15 protein-coding genes and 2 pseudogenes are annotated in these 15,380 nt (G+C 45.2%); 9 read left to right on the top strand and 8 right to left on the bottom strand.

Annotation, left to right across the window (positions count from 1 at the left end; genetic code table 11):
* Positions 1–15: 15 nt before the first annotated feature.
* Positions 16–2,037, bottom strand: coding sequence for a patatin-like phospholipase family protein (locus tag NLZ44_RS00340; protein ID WP_493751519.1), 2,022 nt, complete (start codon positions 2,035–2,037; stop codon positions 16–18).
* Positions 2,038–2,599: 562 nt separating this feature from the next.
* Here NLZ44_RS00340 and NLZ44_RS00335 point away from each other — a divergent pair.
* The 4 genes and pseudogenes from NLZ44_RS00335 to phaC form a co-directional block, all read left to right on the top strand.
* A pseudogene (locus NLZ44_RS00335) lies at positions 2,600–2,920 on the top strand (MerR family DNA-binding transcriptional regulator); the annotation flags it as partial.
* Positions 2,921–2,961: 41 nt separating this feature from the next.
* Positions 2,962–3,660, top strand: a pseudogene (locus NLZ44_RS00330) (RNA-guided endonuclease InsQ/TnpB family protein); the annotation flags it as partial.
* An 18-nt stretch (positions 3,661–3,678) separates the two neighbouring features.
* Positions 3,679–4,701, top strand: coding sequence for a class III poly(R)-hydroxyalkanoic acid synthase subunit PhaE (gene phaE, locus NLZ44_RS00325; RefSeq protein WP_006621798.1), 1,023 nt, complete (start codon positions 3,679–3,681; stop codon positions 4,699–4,701).
* Positions 4,702–4,761: 60 nt separating this feature from the next.
* Entirely contained in the window at positions 4,762–5,883 is a 1,122-nt protein-coding gene (gene phaC / locus NLZ44_RS00320) for a class III poly(R)-hydroxyalkanoic acid synthase subunit PhaC (RefSeq protein WP_493751518.1), read from the top strand.
* Positions 5,884–5,951: 68 nt separating this feature from the next.
* On the opposite strand, the gene NLZ44_RS00315 is transcribed toward phaC, so the two are convergent.
* Positions 5,952–6,221, bottom strand: a complete 270-nt coding sequence (locus NLZ44_RS00315; RefSeq protein ID WP_006621796.1) for a hypothetical protein — start codon at positions 6,219–6,221, stop codon at positions 5,952–5,954.
* Between the two features lie 175 nt (positions 6,222–6,396).
* On the opposite strand from NLZ44_RS00315, the gene NLZ44_RS00310 reads away from it, so the two are divergent.
* Both NLZ44_RS00310 and NLZ44_RS00305 read left to right on the top strand, forming a co-directional pair.
* The gene (locus tag NLZ44_RS00310) at positions 6,397–6,528 is read left to right on the top strand and encodes a hypothetical protein (protein ID WP_493751517.1); all 132 of its coding nucleotides are present in this window, start codon (positions 6,397–6,399) and stop codon (positions 6,526–6,528) included.
* A gap of 179 nt (positions 6,529–6,707) precedes the next feature.
* Positions 6,708–7,397: a GDSL-type esterase/lipase family protein gene (locus NLZ44_RS00305; protein WP_006617458.1), complete on the top strand. Its 690-nt coding sequence runs from the start codon at positions 6,708–6,710 to the stop codon at positions 7,395–7,397.
* A gap of 21 nt (positions 7,398–7,418) precedes the next feature.
* Here the strand turns inward: NLZ44_RS00305 and NLZ44_RS00300 are convergent, their stop codons facing one another.
* Positions 7,419–7,670: a hypothetical protein gene (locus tag NLZ44_RS00300; protein ID WP_006668011.1), complete on the bottom strand. Its 252-nt coding sequence runs from the start codon at positions 7,668–7,670 to the stop codon at positions 7,419–7,421.
* Between the two features lie 937 nt (positions 7,671–8,607).
* On the opposite strand from NLZ44_RS00300, the gene NLZ44_RS00295 reads away from it, so the two are divergent.
* Together NLZ44_RS00295 and NLZ44_RS00290 are read left to right on the top strand one after the other, a co-directional pair.
* Positions 8,608–8,946, top strand: a complete 339-nt coding sequence (locus tag NLZ44_RS00295; protein ID WP_006621793.1) for a hypothetical protein — start codon at positions 8,608–8,610, stop codon at positions 8,944–8,946.
* Between the two features lie 30 nt (positions 8,947–8,976).
* A complete protein-coding gene (locus NLZ44_RS00290; protein WP_493751516.1) occupies positions 8,977–9,135 on the top strand; it encodes a hypothetical protein in 159 nt (52 codons plus the stop codon).
* Positions 9,136–9,790: 655 nt separating this feature from the next.
* Here NLZ44_RS00290 and NLZ44_RS00285 read toward each other — a convergent pair.
* From NLZ44_RS00285 to NLZ44_RS00275, 3 genes are all read right to left on the bottom strand, one after another.
* Positions 9,791–10,753 (bottom strand): acyl-CoA desaturase, encoded by a 963-nt coding sequence (locus tag NLZ44_RS00285; RefSeq protein ID WP_493751515.1) that lies wholly within the window; start codon positions 10,751–10,753, stop codon positions 9,791–9,793.
* Positions 10,754–11,176: 423 nt separating this feature from the next.
* A complete protein-coding gene (locus tag NLZ44_RS00280; RefSeq protein WP_493751514.1) occupies positions 11,177–11,392 on the bottom strand; it encodes a hypothetical protein in 216 nt (71 codons plus the stop codon).
* Positions 11,367–11,513 carry a hypothetical protein gene (locus tag NLZ44_RS00275; RefSeq protein WP_158536339.1) on the bottom strand — a complete coding sequence of 49 codons (147 nt, stop codon included), beginning with the start codon at positions 11,511–11,513 and terminating at the stop codon, positions 11,367–11,369. The genes NLZ44_RS00280 and NLZ44_RS00275 overlap by 26 nt, the downstream gene beginning before the upstream one ends.
* Between NLZ44_RS00275 and NLZ44_RS00270 the strand changes: the two genes are divergently transcribed.
* On the top strand, positions 11,503–12,102 hold the full coding sequence (locus NLZ44_RS00270) for a hypothetical protein (protein WP_493751513.1): 600 nt from the start codon (positions 11,503–11,505) through the stop codon (positions 12,100–12,102). The genes NLZ44_RS00275 and NLZ44_RS00270 overlap by 11 nt on opposite strands.
* Positions 12,103–12,295: 193 nt before the next feature.
* On the opposite strand, the gene NLZ44_RS00265 is transcribed toward NLZ44_RS00270, so the two are convergent.
* Positions 12,296–14,233, bottom strand: a complete 1,938-nt coding sequence (locus NLZ44_RS00265; protein ID WP_493751512.1) for a protein kinase domain-containing protein — start codon at positions 14,231–14,233, stop codon at positions 12,296–12,298.
* 276 nt (positions 14,234–14,509) lie between these two features.
* Positions 14,510–15,127: a hypothetical protein gene (locus NLZ44_RS00260; protein WP_493751511.1), complete on the bottom strand. Its 618-nt coding sequence runs from the start codon at positions 15,125–15,127 to the stop codon at positions 14,510–14,512.
* Positions 15,128–15,380 lie beyond the last annotated feature (253 nt).

The following is a 15,380-nucleotide window of genomic DNA, read 5'->3' as shown; positions in this document are numbered from 1 at the left end:
ATTTTTTCAGGTATTTTAGGGTAAATCATCTCCCTTATTTACCGTAAACTTTAAGCGATCGCGACCTCGACCACTCACCGAAACCCGACCAGAGTATTGTATTTTCACCGTTTCTATTTTAGCCGGTTCATCTTCAGCATCTAGGATAATTTCTCCCGTCAGCTTAGACGGTTCACTATCCTTAGCGGGTAGGTTTCCCAGAGAGAGAAATTCTCCCTCTTCCAAAACTTGCACACTTTCACCTGGCGAACTAATTACCTCCGCTGCAACTACCCGAAAATCCAGAACATCTGCATTCAGATAACTATTGGTTACTTCCAGGCACAATTTTGACCTATCCTCGGAAGTGGTTACCGCAAAATTTAAACCATCTAAACTGTCGGGAAGTTCCGCCAGCAATGGCTGACTGGTTACCGTCTTCTGGGAAGTTTTACCCCCGAAAGAGACAGGAGTTTCTGACACAGTTGCCGATGAGACACCCGCAGCCAATTTGAACTCATAAATACGATGCTTACCCTTACCTTTAGCGGTAGTTAAAGTTATCGTATGTTCACCTTCACTCAGGCTTCCCAGTTGTAGTTCAGTTTGACGTTTCTGATTTTCTCCTGCACCCCAAATGCGGATTAATAGGATACCATCTAGGAATAACCAATCCTCTCCCAAACCATCGCGGTGGTAAGATAAAGTTAATTCCCCTTCCTGATAATCCCTATACAGGCGGAAGTGAATATTCAGGCGATCTGTTGATGCCACTCCCGGCGGTTTTTCCGCATCAGGAGCTGTTATAATTGTCGGTAAGCTAGGGTATTTAATCGGGTCAGCATCACTACCGATATAATAGTTATATTCGGGAGTCCAGACACCTTGGGGAGAAACCTTTAGCCGTTTGGAAGATGTGCCAATTTGCCATAAAATCGCTGGGTCAGATTCGGGAATATCTGAATTGATATTAACCCGACTTTCTGGGTAAAGTATATCCTCTAAATCTCTGGCATTTAACAGGGGTTCTACGAAAGAATCAGCCTGTGCAAATCCCACCGATATCAGGTGGTTAATTAAACTAGGATGCCGGTCAAATTTAGAGGCATAGTCTAATCCTTCTAAATGCGATCGCTTAATTTCTAACTGGCGAACTTGCACCGGACTAATTCCCGCTAGATCTCCATTTAAAAACCCCTTTTGTAACCAGCGATTAGTTTTTTCGATCAACTCTAAACTTTGATACAGAGAAAGATTCCCTGATAGTTGATTTCGCCGCTCTAAAATCTCTGGCGTAGTCCTAGGTATACTGTCACAGGCGCGAGGGTTCACCTGTATAACCCATAATTCATCCGGCCATTGTTCCGGGGGAATAATTTGTTCATCTACTAGGGATAAAATTGGCGGATTTTCTGCAAATAAACTATCCCAATAAGCAGCATCCCCAATTTCCACAGCTTTGAATAGGGTGGGAATAGCCGCCGAGGCGAGAATGGCATCAATTTCAATTTCGTTTTGGCGAGAGTCAAAGATTTTTGATTCCCCAGATATCACATTAACCGCACCTAGAAATAATCGGGGACTGCTACTATTAATCAGCCTAGGAAGTTGCGAAAAATTGATGTGCTTTTCCAGCAGTTTCTTCAGGTCTAAATATTCTCGTCTCGGCGTGACAGATTGCCAAAATTCCTGAACTCCTCCCCAGGTATAGGGATTAGAAATGTAGCTAGGAATAATCCCCTTATCGTAAAATCTACAGGATTGAACCGTTAAATAATTTAGGTATTGTTCCCAAAGATGGTTGGCTGAGTTATCTTCCCAAAAATCAATTAATTGGTGATAGGGTTCTCTCGCCGTTTCCTGTTGATTTTTGACTAAACCATACCAAGCTAGTAGACTACATAAACCGCCGCCAGAGGTGCCGCTTAAACTCACAATTTCATAGCGATCGCATACATCACTTTGCAGAAATCTCTTTAAAACTCCCGCCGTAAATGCCGCGTGGCTTCCCCCTCCTTGACAGGCGATCGCAATTTTCGCTTTTTTCCGCTTACTCATTTTTTCGCTTCCTAGTAATGGGTGAATAATTCTTTAGTCAACCTCCAGTTTTAATTGGTTTCAGTCACATCAACTCTCTTTTCTCATGATTATCACTTCACCAAAATACAGCCCAAAGCTAACGTTTGCGGTTGTTTCAACGCCAACGCCAGTATTTTTTGAATCCTTTGTATCGCGCTATGTAGTTGATGCTAAACGGGTAAACCTCCCAATTTTATAGGTGAATTTTTTTGGGGCTGTACCTTATTATTTTATAGAATTTCTCCAAAGGACTCAACCCCCTGACAAAACCTTTATAAAATTTTAACATTTCCCCCAAACGAATGACCCATAAAATTAATCGGTTTTGTTGTGGATAAAAAGCCCAGTTCGATTTACAATTACCAAAGAAGAAGCTAAAATCTGGGTAGCCTTTTTTGTTCTCAGTTTCATGTTTGAGGGAACGCCAGAACAGGAGAAGCCAAAATTACAGCTTCACACGAAGAGCATGATTTAATCTCAAATTAGGTTAATATTTTAGGGCAATACGGTATAATAAGCGAGAAGAGTTGAGGATAAACCTATTGCCAGATATGTCAAACCCAAGGAAGCGGCCCAAATCCTTGGAGTCCATGAAAGAACACTCCGCAGATGGGACGAAAATGGCTCAATCGAGACCATCAGAACCCCCGCTGGGCAACGACGATACAACGTTGAGTGATATACTGCTGCCATATCAGGCAGTGACAAACGCAAAGTCGTTATCTATGCCAGAGTTAGTAGCCGCGCCCAGCAGTCAGACCTCAACCGACAGGTGGCCGCACTGTCCAACCTCTACCCCGAAGCAGAAGTCGTCTCAGAAATCGGAGGCGGGCTCAACTTCAAGGGAAAGAAAATGCTGGCCTGACTGGGACATCATTGGTCAGGAGATGTCGGCATAGTTAAGGTCGATGGTTTGCGATTTTCCCTGAACCAGTTGCCGTTACCCCAACTGAAGCGAATGGCGTAATTGCATTAGACCCGGGTGTGCGAACTTTCATAACTGGGTTTCTGGAATTTGGCTCCGGGGATATAGGACGCATTACTAGGCTATGTCAACATTTGGATGATTTGATGAGCAGAATCGCCAAGGAACCCTGTCGTTCAAGGAGGCGACGGATGAGGCAAGTGGCTCAACGAATGAGAACCAAAATCCGCAATCTAGTTGATGAAGCCCACAAACAAATTGCTCACTACTTGACTCACAACTACAGCCTAATTTTTTTGCCCACCTTCGAGACTTCCGATATGGCCAGTCAGGTGAAGCGTCTAATCAGGTCTAAGACTGCCCGCGCCATGCTGACATGGGCGCATTATCGATTCAAACTGACCCTGAGACATCAAGGGGAAATAACTGGAACCACAGTTGTAGATGTGACGGAAGAATACACCAGCAAAACCTGTACTTACTGTGGTCATGTGCATTCCCAGCTAGGTGGCTCAAAAGTGTTCCGATGTCCTGAGTGCGGGTTCACTCTACCCAGGGACTGGAACGGTGCTTTTGGAATCTTTCTAAAAGCTTTGCGGGATACCGCCTCTGTTACCTTAACGGGTAATAGTGCTATCGTCGCATTGTCAGGCAATAGCCGGATAAATGTCGCGTAAATGTATCAGGTATAGACAATGGAAAACGAAACAAATCCGTGGAACGAAATGGCCAATCAATGGGTAAACACCTGGACTCAGACCGGAAATGACATCTGGAAAAACTGGTTTGATCTGATGAGTGGGTCAGGAGTATCTGACACCGATAAAAATGGCCAGTCCCACTCCGGGGGAATAACCGAACAAATGGCAAAAAATCAGGCCTCATTGATGCGTTTTCTACAATTTTCCTTTGAAGCCTGGAAAGATATATTACCAAAAGTTGAATCTGGTGCGAATTGGGAACAAACCCTAGAAAACTACTCCCAGCAAATTCGCCAGCAAATGGAACAATATATGAGTGTTCCCACTAAGATGACCGGAAGCGGCACGACCCTGGGGAAACTCTACATGGAACAAATGCAGAAGTTTAACCAAATGTGGATGAACTACAGCGGCGCGGCTATGGTTCCCATGGGTGAAGCCATGATGGGTAAAAGTGAAGCATTAATCGAGTTAAATAACCTCTACTGGGAACAACTGTATCAACCCAGCCTAGGAACCCTGCTACAAAGTCCGATGTTTGGTATTAGTCGCGAGTTGAATAGTACCATGATGAGTCATTTTCAGGCTTGGATAAATTTTTATCGCGCTAGTAATGATTATCAGGTAGTTTTAGCAGATATCCAAGTCCGCGCCTTTGAGAAGTTAATCGAAAAATTAGCGGCGGGAGTTAGCAAAGGCGAAAAAGTCGAAACTTGGCGGCAGTTTCAGCAGTTATGGAGTGTGGCTATAGATGATGTATTTGAGGAAACTTTCTGTTCCGAAGATAAACTCAAAATTAGGGGAAGGTTTATTAACTCCCTCAACGCCTATCGACTAGAACAACAAAAGTTGATGGAGATTTCTATGCGATCGCTCAATCTCCCCCTCCGCAGCGAAATTGACGAAATGCACAAAATCATTTACGAACTCCGCAAAGAGGTTAAATCTCTCAAAAAACAGATATCCACCATGACAGCATCTTCACCCAAACCCGAGTCAATTCAAGAAGTAAGTTGAGAGAAAGTTACTCCTAATATTTGTCTCAACAGTCTGACTCAATTCGTGATCCAATTTAATATGTCTTTGCTTGGAGGACATCAAGCTATGTTACCTTTCGCCTTACAAATGGGTTTAGAAGACTTAACCCAGGAATATGCAGACCTCACCGAAAAAATTGTTCATGGTATGGACAACCTTAGCAGTTTACGGGAGGAAGAAATTATCGTTGGGGTCACACCCAAAGAAGCAGTGTATCAGGAAGATAAAGTCACCCTTTATCGTTTTGAACCCAAAGTCAAAAAAACCCTTTCTGTACCCCTGCTAATTGTTTATGCTTTAGTCAATCGTCCCTTTATGGTAGATTTGCAAGAGGGTCGTTCCTTAGTTGCTAATTTACTCAGTTTGGGATTAGATGTCTATTTGATTGACTGGGGATATCCTACCCGTAGCGATCGCTGGTTAACCTTAGATGATTACATCAACGGTTATATTAATAACTGTGTTGATTTTCTGCGTGATCACTATGAACTCGATAAAATCAACCTCCTAGGAGTTTGTCAGGGAGGAACCTTTAGCCTCTGCTACAGTTCCCTATATCCCGAAAAAGTGCAAAACCTAATCACCATGGTTGCGCCAGTCAACTTTGATATGCCAAATACCCTGTTAAATGCGCGGGGAGGCTGTACATTAGGACCGGAAGCCATAGATGTTGACCTCATGGTTGAGGCTTTAGGTAACATTCCCGGCGACTATTTAAACATCGAGTTTCTGATGTTAAAACCCCTACAATTAGGATATCAAAAATATCTCGATTTACCTGAAATCATGGGAAGTCGCGACAAACTGCTAAACTTCCTCCGCATGGAAAAATGGATTTTTGATAGTCCCGACCAAGCCGGAGAAACCTATCGCCAATTCCTGAAAGATTTTTATCAGGAAAACAAACTAATCAAAGGCGAAGTAATAATTGGTGATTCTCGGGTAGATTTAAGCAATATTACCATGCCAGTTCTCAACCTCTACGCCGACAAAGATCACCTAGTCCCCCCTTCCTCTTCCCTAGCCTTAGAGGAATACATCAGCAGTGAGGACTACACCGCCAAATCCTTCCCCGTAGGTCATATCGGTATGTATGTCAGTGGCAAAGTACAGCGAGACCTACCCCCAACCATTGTTGATTGGTTAAAAGTGCGAGAGTAATTTGATTAGCGGCTAATTAGGGGGGGGTTGAAAAAAACAATCTACCCCCCTTCCGCTTTTTTGATACCTTACTTCACACTCTCGGCAGTTTTACGCATAGTATTAAAATACTCTGTCCAGAGTTGTTTTTGAGCATCCAGCATCATTTGGGTGGTCTGCTTTTGTGTCTCCAGATAAGACTTAACCATTTCCTCCTGCAATTTCAGAGTCTGTTCAAAACCCTCTGATAAATTAGAGGGAGGCTTCCAACCCGGAAAACCCTCCATCCAAGTGTCAAACCATTTTTTCTGCAAGTCTACCATTTGCTTTTGGTAATCTTCAAAAAGCTTAGTATCCATATTGCATAAACCAGTAAATTACTTTTTGCCAATCAAATCTGACTCTGATTGACTCCATAGCTATTCCCGGCCCGTCGTTTCCTAAAGCCTGGGAAACACTACCCCAAATTATAAGATAATTTGCTCAAAATTGATGCTTTTTAGCTAATCTATAGATTTGTAACAAAATCTCATTTTGCCCATCAATTTAGACCAAGTACCCACTACCGCCTCTGTAGGCGCTAGGGAGGATCTTAGTTTACGGAATATTAACCGAATTTTAATCTTTAGAAGCGATCGCCAACAATACTGGACCATCAATGGTTAGCGATATCTATCCCCAGATATAAATTGTAGTTTGAGATACCACTGCTGAGGGATTTTAGCGACATCAGTTCACGAAGAACTTTTTTATTAAGTTTTATTATGTTAAGCTGTGTTACAGTAGATTGCTAAAAGCCTACTATCCAGGTAAAGACCACAGCCAACTTAGGAGAGCAGCATCCTATGATACAAGCAGTTGCAACAACCAAGTTTGCGCCCACCCATACGAAACACACCCCCCTAAGAATTATCGCTTTGGGGGACAGTCTAATTTATGGATTCGGAGATCCAGTCGGCGGAGGTTGGGTAGAACAATTGCGACGCGAGTGGATGTCTCCAGAAAAACCCGGTCATGCGCTTTACAACCTAGGGATTCGTGGTAATACCGTCGCCCAAGTCACCCAGCGTCTCGAGCAGGAATTTCGGCAACGGGGAGAATTAAGAAACCGCCTACCAGACCTAATTATTTTATCAGTCGGACTCAATGACACCCCCCGCTTAGGAAGACCCAACGGGCGATCGCTCACAGATTTCGACGCATTTCGCATCCATGTCGCCACCCTTCTGGAAAGGGCCCAAAGCCTCTGTCCAGTCATCTTCGTAGGAATGCCTCCCGTTGACGAAAGCAAAATGCCCTTTTTAGGCTGTATGTACTACAACCACGCGGACCAATACGCCTACAAAGAAGCCACACGGCGAGGCTGCGAAGTCCGGGATATCCCCTATTTAGATATATTCGACCTGTGGCTGTCTCGTGGGGAAGATTGGGTGCGATCGCAACTGAGTTCCGACGGTTTACATCCCAATGTTCAAGGCTACCAAAGTTTACTGAAAGACGTTCAGAATTGGGAGCCCATCGCCAACCTAGGTTAAACCCAACCCCCCAACTTCTGGTTATTTATTGGTAACCAGAGGTATCTGTTTAGCCCAATCAAAATAACTATCCCACCACTGTTTTTGAGCAGTGGCGATAGTTTCCAGGGCTTCCTGCTGTATTTTCAGAGTCCCATTGACAGTTTCTTGTTGAAAATCTAACGCCTTGGTCATAGCCTCAGAAGTATTAGATAGATCCTTGATACTGTCCCAACTATTTTTCCAGGTATCCAGCCATTGTTGCTGATAGTCTTCAAACCAATTTTTGCTCATGATTCCCTCAACCGTGAAAACAACAAAATAACCACAACTCGCAGCGGGTAAGCACCGACTGCTTATGATCAGTCTCAGCAACCACCACCCCACCAGTCGCCGTCCCAGGTAGTGGCGATCGCTACTCTCAAAATCTATAAACGTCAATTCTGTTTCGTCTGGTGAGTAATTATACCATCATTATCTGAGATTGAATACCTGATTCTACCAATTTCAGGTGTTGAAACCCGATCTTTGGCTGACATTGTGATCCAGCCTTCCCCGTCCGTCATCACAACCCCCACCATAGCTCTGGCTAAACTGTCAAGATATCATGACATTATCAATTCCCAGTAAAATTAAGTAGATATCAAAAAGTTCTATTTAATGTGCAACACTTCCCTTTCGGCAAAAAAGTTATACCATGACAGGTCTAGCCACTTCAGCATTTTACCAATCCCTGACAATCCCGGTTTATCCTCAGTAAATTTACGGAAACAGACCCCACAAACAACCCCGGAAATTTCAGTGAAAATACATATTGGCAAAATGTAGTCAAAAATGTAATCTGGAATCAGAGTATAAATTTTCCATGCTAATAACTCAGCCGAGATTCTCTAATTCATTGACACAACCGCGAAAATATGGCGCTGGTATCGGCAAATTGTCAGTGTAATTATGACTGTGGAACCCCCAGAGAGTGTTAATCCCAGGGAAAATGGCAGATTTCCCCCTTGTGGTCTAGTCCTGTGGCGGCGCACGGCTCCAATCAGAAGCTATGGGAGAAGCGGGAGATGATGTACTTCAAGCTAACTTGGCGGGTGATTGTTTGAGTGATGGCGGAAGTTATCTAAATTCTGAGAGTATTTATTAATGCTAGGAATTAGGGAACTTTAAGTATAGCGATCGCCTGTGGAGTTAGTCATTAATAACCAAGAAGATTTGGGAGTGACATCTCATGGATGAAATCGTAAGAAAATTAGCAGGTGTGGGTTTACCAGCGGTGGTTCTGTTAATTACCATGGCGACTACAGGACTGACGGGAGCCGCCGCGATCACAGCGGCTTTAGCAATGCTAGGACCTGGTGGGATGCTGGGCGGAATTGTATTATTAGGAATCATTGGACTAGCATCGGACGCATTGACTAAATATGGTTTAAAAACGCTTCTAGTGGAAGTTTATTGGCAACGGCTCCAAGATGGTGAAAGTCCGTCGAAGTTATGCCGTGAAATTGATTGGCTGCCAATTACCAAGGAATTGAAATTGGTACTTAAAGATTCCCTGGGTCAGTTGTGACGGAAAAAGCGATCGCTCTGGGTAGGTTGGGTGAAACCCAACAGCAGCCATGTAGGTTGGGTGAAACGCAGTGAAACCCAACATGATTTAGAGATGGTGGGGTTGAGTTTTGTTACCTCCACCCAACCTACTCAACTGTCGGACGGACTTTTGCTAAGGCGGAACTGGCGGCGGGTCAGAAACAATTAATAATTAATAATTAACAATTAACAATTGGCTGCTGCGGGCGGGTGTATATAGCTGCCCGGTGTGTTTGATGGCTGACGGCGACACCCGCCCCTACATTCGGCGCGGTATTCTTGTTGAGAAGAGGCCGAAATTAGGTTAAATAGCGATCGCTCTACCTCCCCAAAAACCTTCCTCGATAAAGCGATCGCCTCATTTTCTCGAACTTCCCAAAACCCTGGTGTTGGGTTTTACCCACTATCAAAGCCATATATATGGCGGCACAGTTTCCCATTATTATAGGATAGGTCAAATCTGGGTATTTGTCAAGGGAAAATATCAGCCATGTAGGTTGGGTGAAACGTAGTGAAACCCAACATAATTTAGAGATAGTAGCGTTGGGTTTTGTTACCTCAACCCAACCTACTCAACTTTGGGGAAAAAGGCTCCTTAATTGTGGAAAGGATAATCGAGGGGCTAAATCTTTAGCCCACATCTATTAAGGTTAAACGAAATTGCTGGTTATCTGGTAGCGATGGGCGGGGGAATTTGGGGGGATGGGGAATGGGGAATAGGGAATAGGCGGCAGAAGCCCTCCGGGGAGTGTCAATTGCCAGAGTAGGGGCGAAAAATTTTTCGCCCCCACAAGCCAAATTGGCGATTCGCAAGCCACCCGATGCTAATTGCGAAACCGGGTGGTAATTTTCTGCTCTGGATAGGAATAAACCTTGAGTTGATAGACGGGACGGCGATCGCCCCAACCCAGCCATTTCAGGGGTAAACTCACCACCGCTAAAGCGGTAATCACCAAAAAGCTGAGGTCAAATTCCCACCACCGTTGACCATGGTTCACCGCTTGCTGTACATGGTGATGGTTATTGTGCCAGCCTTCGCCATGGGCTAAAATGCCCACCAGGGGGTTATTGCGGCTAGTGTCTTTGGTTTCGTAGTTGCGATAGCCCCAAACGTGAGCCACCGAGTTCACCATCCAGGTGATGTGCAACACGACGACCATCCGCAGGAAAAAGCCGTAGGCCACAAAGGAGCCTGCCATATACCAACCGCCGACGAGATAGCCCAAAGCAGCCAGCCCCACCAATAGCGCCAAATGCCAATAAAAATAGGAACGTTCTAGGAACAGATAAAACTCATTTCCCAACATATCCGGGGCCCAGCGACGATAGAGCACACCTAGCCGCCGTTTATCCTGTTTGGGGAAGATCCACAGCCAATGGGCCCAAAAAAAGCCATCTTGCGGGCTGTGGGGATCGCCGGGTAAATCGCTATGTTTGTGGTGTTTACGATGATGCGCCACCCAGAAAATTGGCGGCCCCTCTCCAGCCAGTAGCCCTAACACGGCCAGGATATGATCTACCCAACCCTGGGCTTGAAAGGCTTGGTGGGTAAGGCGACGGTGGTAGCCGACGGTAATCCCCAGGCCAGTTAAGAGATAGAGGGCGAAAAGCATCCCTACGCCAAGGGCTGAGGGGAAAAGCCAACAAAGCAAGGGGGTTAGGCCGTGCAAAGCTACCATAAAAATGACGACGGGCCGCTCTACCCCAGATTTGAAGCGATCGCCGATGGTTTTGGTCTTTTCCGTGGGGGTTTGATTAGGATCACGGGGTTTAGCTGCTGTTGTCATCACAATTCCTACAAATAGTCCCTATGTTAGCGTACTACTTTGGGTGTCCTGTGCAATGAGGAGCGATCGCCTAATTTTCTCTTACTCCCCAAAACCCCAGCCATGTAGGTTGGGTGAAACTCCGTGAAACCCAACATCATTTAGAGATGGTGGCGTTGGGTTTCGTGACCTCCACCCAACCTACTTCCCAAAACTGGCGTTGGGTTTCGTGACCTCCACCCAACCTACTTGCTGCGGGCGGGTGTATATAGCTGCCCGGTGTGTTTGATGGCTGACGGCGGCACCCGCCCCTACATTCGGCGCGGTATTCTTGTTTAGAAGACATCGAAATTAGCCATGTAGGTTGGGTGAAACGCAGTGAAACCCAACATAACTGAGAGATGGTGGTGTTGGGTTTCGTGACCTCCACCCAACCTATAATAATTAATAATTAATAATTAATAATTTTAGCCATGTAGGTTGGGTGAAACGTAGTGAAACCCAACATAACTGAGAGATGGTGGCGTTGGGTTTCGTACCTCCACCCAACCTACTTAAATTGGGGAAAAAGGCGATCGCCTCATTTTTTCGCACTGAGAGATGGTGGCGTTGGGTTTCGTGACCTCCACCCAACCTACTCAAATTGGGCGATCGCCTCATTTTTTCGCACTGAGAGATGGTGGCGTTGGGTTTCGTGACCTCCACCCAACCTACTCAAATTGGGCGATCGCCTCATTTTTTCGCACTGAGAGATGGTGGCGTTGGGTTTCGTGACCTCCACCCAACCTACTCAAATTGGGCGATCGCCTCATTTTTTCGGACCGAGAGATGCTGGCGTTGGGTTTCGTACCTCCACCCAACCTACTCAAATTGGGGAAAAAGGCGATCGCTTCATTTTTTCGCTCAAATGGGGGAAAAGGCGATCGCTTCATTTTTTCGCACTGAGAGATGGTGGCTACTCAAATTGGGCGATCGCCTCATTTTTTCGCACTGAGAGATGGTGGCGTTGGGTTTCGTACCTCCACCCAACCTACTCAAATGGGGGAAAAAGGCGATCGCCTCATTTTTTCGCACTGAGAGATGGTGGCGTTGGGTTTCGTACCTCCACCCAACCTACTCAAATTGGGCGATCGCCTCATTTTTTCGGACCGAGAGATGCTGGCGTTGGGTTTCGTACCTCCACCCAACCTACTCAAATGGGGGAAAAAGGCGATCGCTTCATTTTTTCGCTCAAATGGGGGAAAAGGCGATCGCTTCATTTTTTCGCACTGAGAGATGCTGGCTACTCAAATTGGGCGATCGCTTCATTTTTTCGCACTGAGAGATGCTGGCTACTCAAATTGGGCGATCGCTTCATTTTTTCACACTGAGAGATGGTGGCGTTGGGTTTCGTGACCTCCACCCAACCTACTCAAATTGGGGAAAAAGGCCATACTAAGAGATGGTGGCGTTGGGTTTCGTGACCTCCACCCAACCTACTCAACTTGGGGAAAAGGCGATCGTAAAACTCACCTACTACTCAAATTGGGAAAAAAGGCGATCGTAAAACTCACCTACAAAAACCTATGGTTTAATCAAATGCTTCTCAGACTTGCGATATTTAGCAATTAACCAGCGGTGTTGAATGGGTTGATAAAGTAGGATACTTGCCAAGGGTAATCCCGTAGCTGATAAGGCAAATAAAATGTAGGGGTTAAGCATTCCAACTACGAAACCAATACCGCTACTAATTCCTAATCCTACTGTGAATAGTGCTAACTTTCCATCGTCAAATTCAATGACAGGATCAATCGCAAGCTTAATCTCAGCCACAATCCCAGCCACAATCGCCATCATAATCCTAGTCCCCATCATTATCCCAGTCCCACACACAATCCCACCCACAATCGCCATCATAGTTCCAATCGAAGTTCCAATCCAAGTTATCCCAATCCCAACCACAATCCCAACCGCAATCGACACCCCAATCGCAGCCTCGAACCTATCCTTAATCCCAGCCAGAATCGCCACCCCAATCTCCACCCCAATACTGGCCACCATCCCAGCCAGAATCGCCGCCTCAATAGCTACAATCTCATCCCCAATCGCCACCTCAATACCAGCTACAATCCCAGCCACAATCGCCACCCCAATACCAGCTATGATCCCAACTTCGCTGCTGTTTACAGCCACAATCCCAACCCAAATACCAGCGACCATCCCAAACCCAATACTGGCTACCATCACAGCCAGAATCCTATCCCCCATCGCAGGCGCAATCAGAGGAACAAATAAACAACCTGCATAAGCGAACATCGCAGAAACCAACAACGAACACACCAATCGTAGATAAGGGACTGGTCGCCGTTCAATAGGTAAAGGCGCTGTTTTTACCTGCACTGTCAAACTGTGAACCTCCACATCAGCATTACTGCGTAAACGCAACCGACGCTTATACAACTTGTCAGCCATCAACTTGCTAGTATCTACCCGGACACGACAGTTAATATGATTACCCTTAAACTTAGACGGTTCTACCACAATCCAACTGTGGAAGTTTCGAGTATGGCGCGGGTCTTGGGGATGGGGTGCAACTTTCCATTTACCCTGTAACAAAGTCTCAGGCATGGTGTTAACAACTTCTATATTTTGGTGCAACTTTTCCCCTATGTGAGTCGCTTGAAACTCCAACACCGATTTACTCAACTTCACTGCTGGTACACGCACCACATCCAAAGGTATCAACGCCTTTAAAGCTGTTTTTGCATCGGTAAAGCGTTCTTTAAGTCGTGGTTTAACCATCAACTCCAACCAACTCAGAAACCGGGGACTTAACCGGGGTAATAAATCTCTAAAATTAATGATATAGGGATCATCATCATCGGTTAAATCTTGTATCTGCGTTGACTTAATCCCCGTGAGTAAACAAATCAACGTAGCACCTAAACCATATAAATCAGAGGCTTCCGTGGGTTGACGCAGTTGTTCCGGGGGAATAAAACCCGGTGTGCCTTTAAACACACTACTAGCCGCTACTTCTTGACTACCAATGCGACTCATCCCAAAGTCAATCAGATAAACATTCAATTGCTCATCAACTAAGATATTTTCGGGTTTAACATCTCGATGAATAACCGGAGGTATGCGATTTTGTAGATATACTAATATTTCTAAGACTTTGACTGCTATCTGTTTAATTTCCTCCGGGTCAAAGCTGCGCTTGACTGCTAAACTGGCGGCGTTTTTATACTCTTGGATTAAACCAAAGCCGTTATCTGTTTCAAATGCGCCTAAATACTTAGGGATACCGGGGTGATTAAGTCCCTTTAATACTTCAATTTCTCGCTGATGTTCCTTATAAGCCGACCAATCACTAGATTGAGCAAAACAGAACTGTTTGATAACTACCTGTTCGCCTGTTCGCAACTGTGACGCTAACCAAGCAATTCTCCCCCCTTCCCGGTTTCGTCCCAGTTCCCTGATCACTTGATAACCTTGTGGTCTAAAATCTGGATAGTTCATTGTTTCGTAGCAGCAAGTAACTGTGATTAAGATAACATGAATTTAAGACGCTCAAAATATCATAGGTAGATTATCTCTACAATCTTAGGCGATCGCCTCATTTTTTGGCACTGAGAGATGCTGGCGTTGGGTTTCGTGACCTCCACCCAACCTACTTCCCAAAACTGGCGTTGGGTTTCGTACCTCCACCCAACCTACTCAAATTGGGCGATCGCCTTTCTCATTTTCTCCTACTCCTTAAAAGCATCGTGTTGGGTTTTACCTACTGTATAGTTGCTAATCTATCCTCATCGTAGACATGATCAGGTTCATCACCTGCAAATCAATCACATCTATTCTTTCCCCATAATCACCCGCCGCAATACTAATGATATATCGTCCATTAGGATGGATTAGCCGCGCATACCGATAACGCTCAGGATAACTCGTTTGCACTATATAAATTACCGCATCCCGTCCCGCAATAGTCCCAAAATTAGACTCTAAAATCTGGCTGTAACCGCTTCCAGCCGCATCGCGTAAAATATCACGAACATTACTGATATTGCTAGGACGTGGTTCAATCGTAACTCTCACGTCGGAAACTTGGTGTCCGGCTCCAATCATCCGGTTACGAGTTGCACATTCCAAAAACTCGACATCAGTAGGGTTACGAACCGCAATAGATAACTGTTGTCTATGTCCCGTCTCACTTCGTAGTTCCGTGTAATAATTAGCCGGAATATCAAAGCGCAAACCATATTCACGGTTAATAATTTGGCGGCGACGTTGGGAGGGTCGTTCTTGGTTATCATTAGAACAGGGTGATGGACGCTGCGACTGCGCCGGAGTCGCTAACAAGACGTAGCTACTCATTAACGAGATTACTGCATAAATGCCTAAATTGAGCTTCATTTTCTCGAATTTTACCAATCATTAAGTTTCCGGGGCTAATCTTCTTTGTCCGTTCCGTGAAACTAGGGTGAAACCGATTTTTTCGGTCAGAGATGGTGGTGTTGTGTTTCACAGGGACAAACATACTACAATTGTACTTGGAGAGATGCCCAAAACAAGATTGATCTCTGGGTGAGGCTCCGTACAGTAACTCACCGGTTCCCCATAGTTAAGGGTTGAATCCCGGTCAGAAAGCACCACTAGAGGCGCGAAA

It is taken from the genome of Arthrospira sp. PCC 9901, assembly GCF_059013425.1.
Note: the sequence above shows the minus strand (reverse complement) of the source record. Positions and strands in the feature narration are given on the sequence as shown.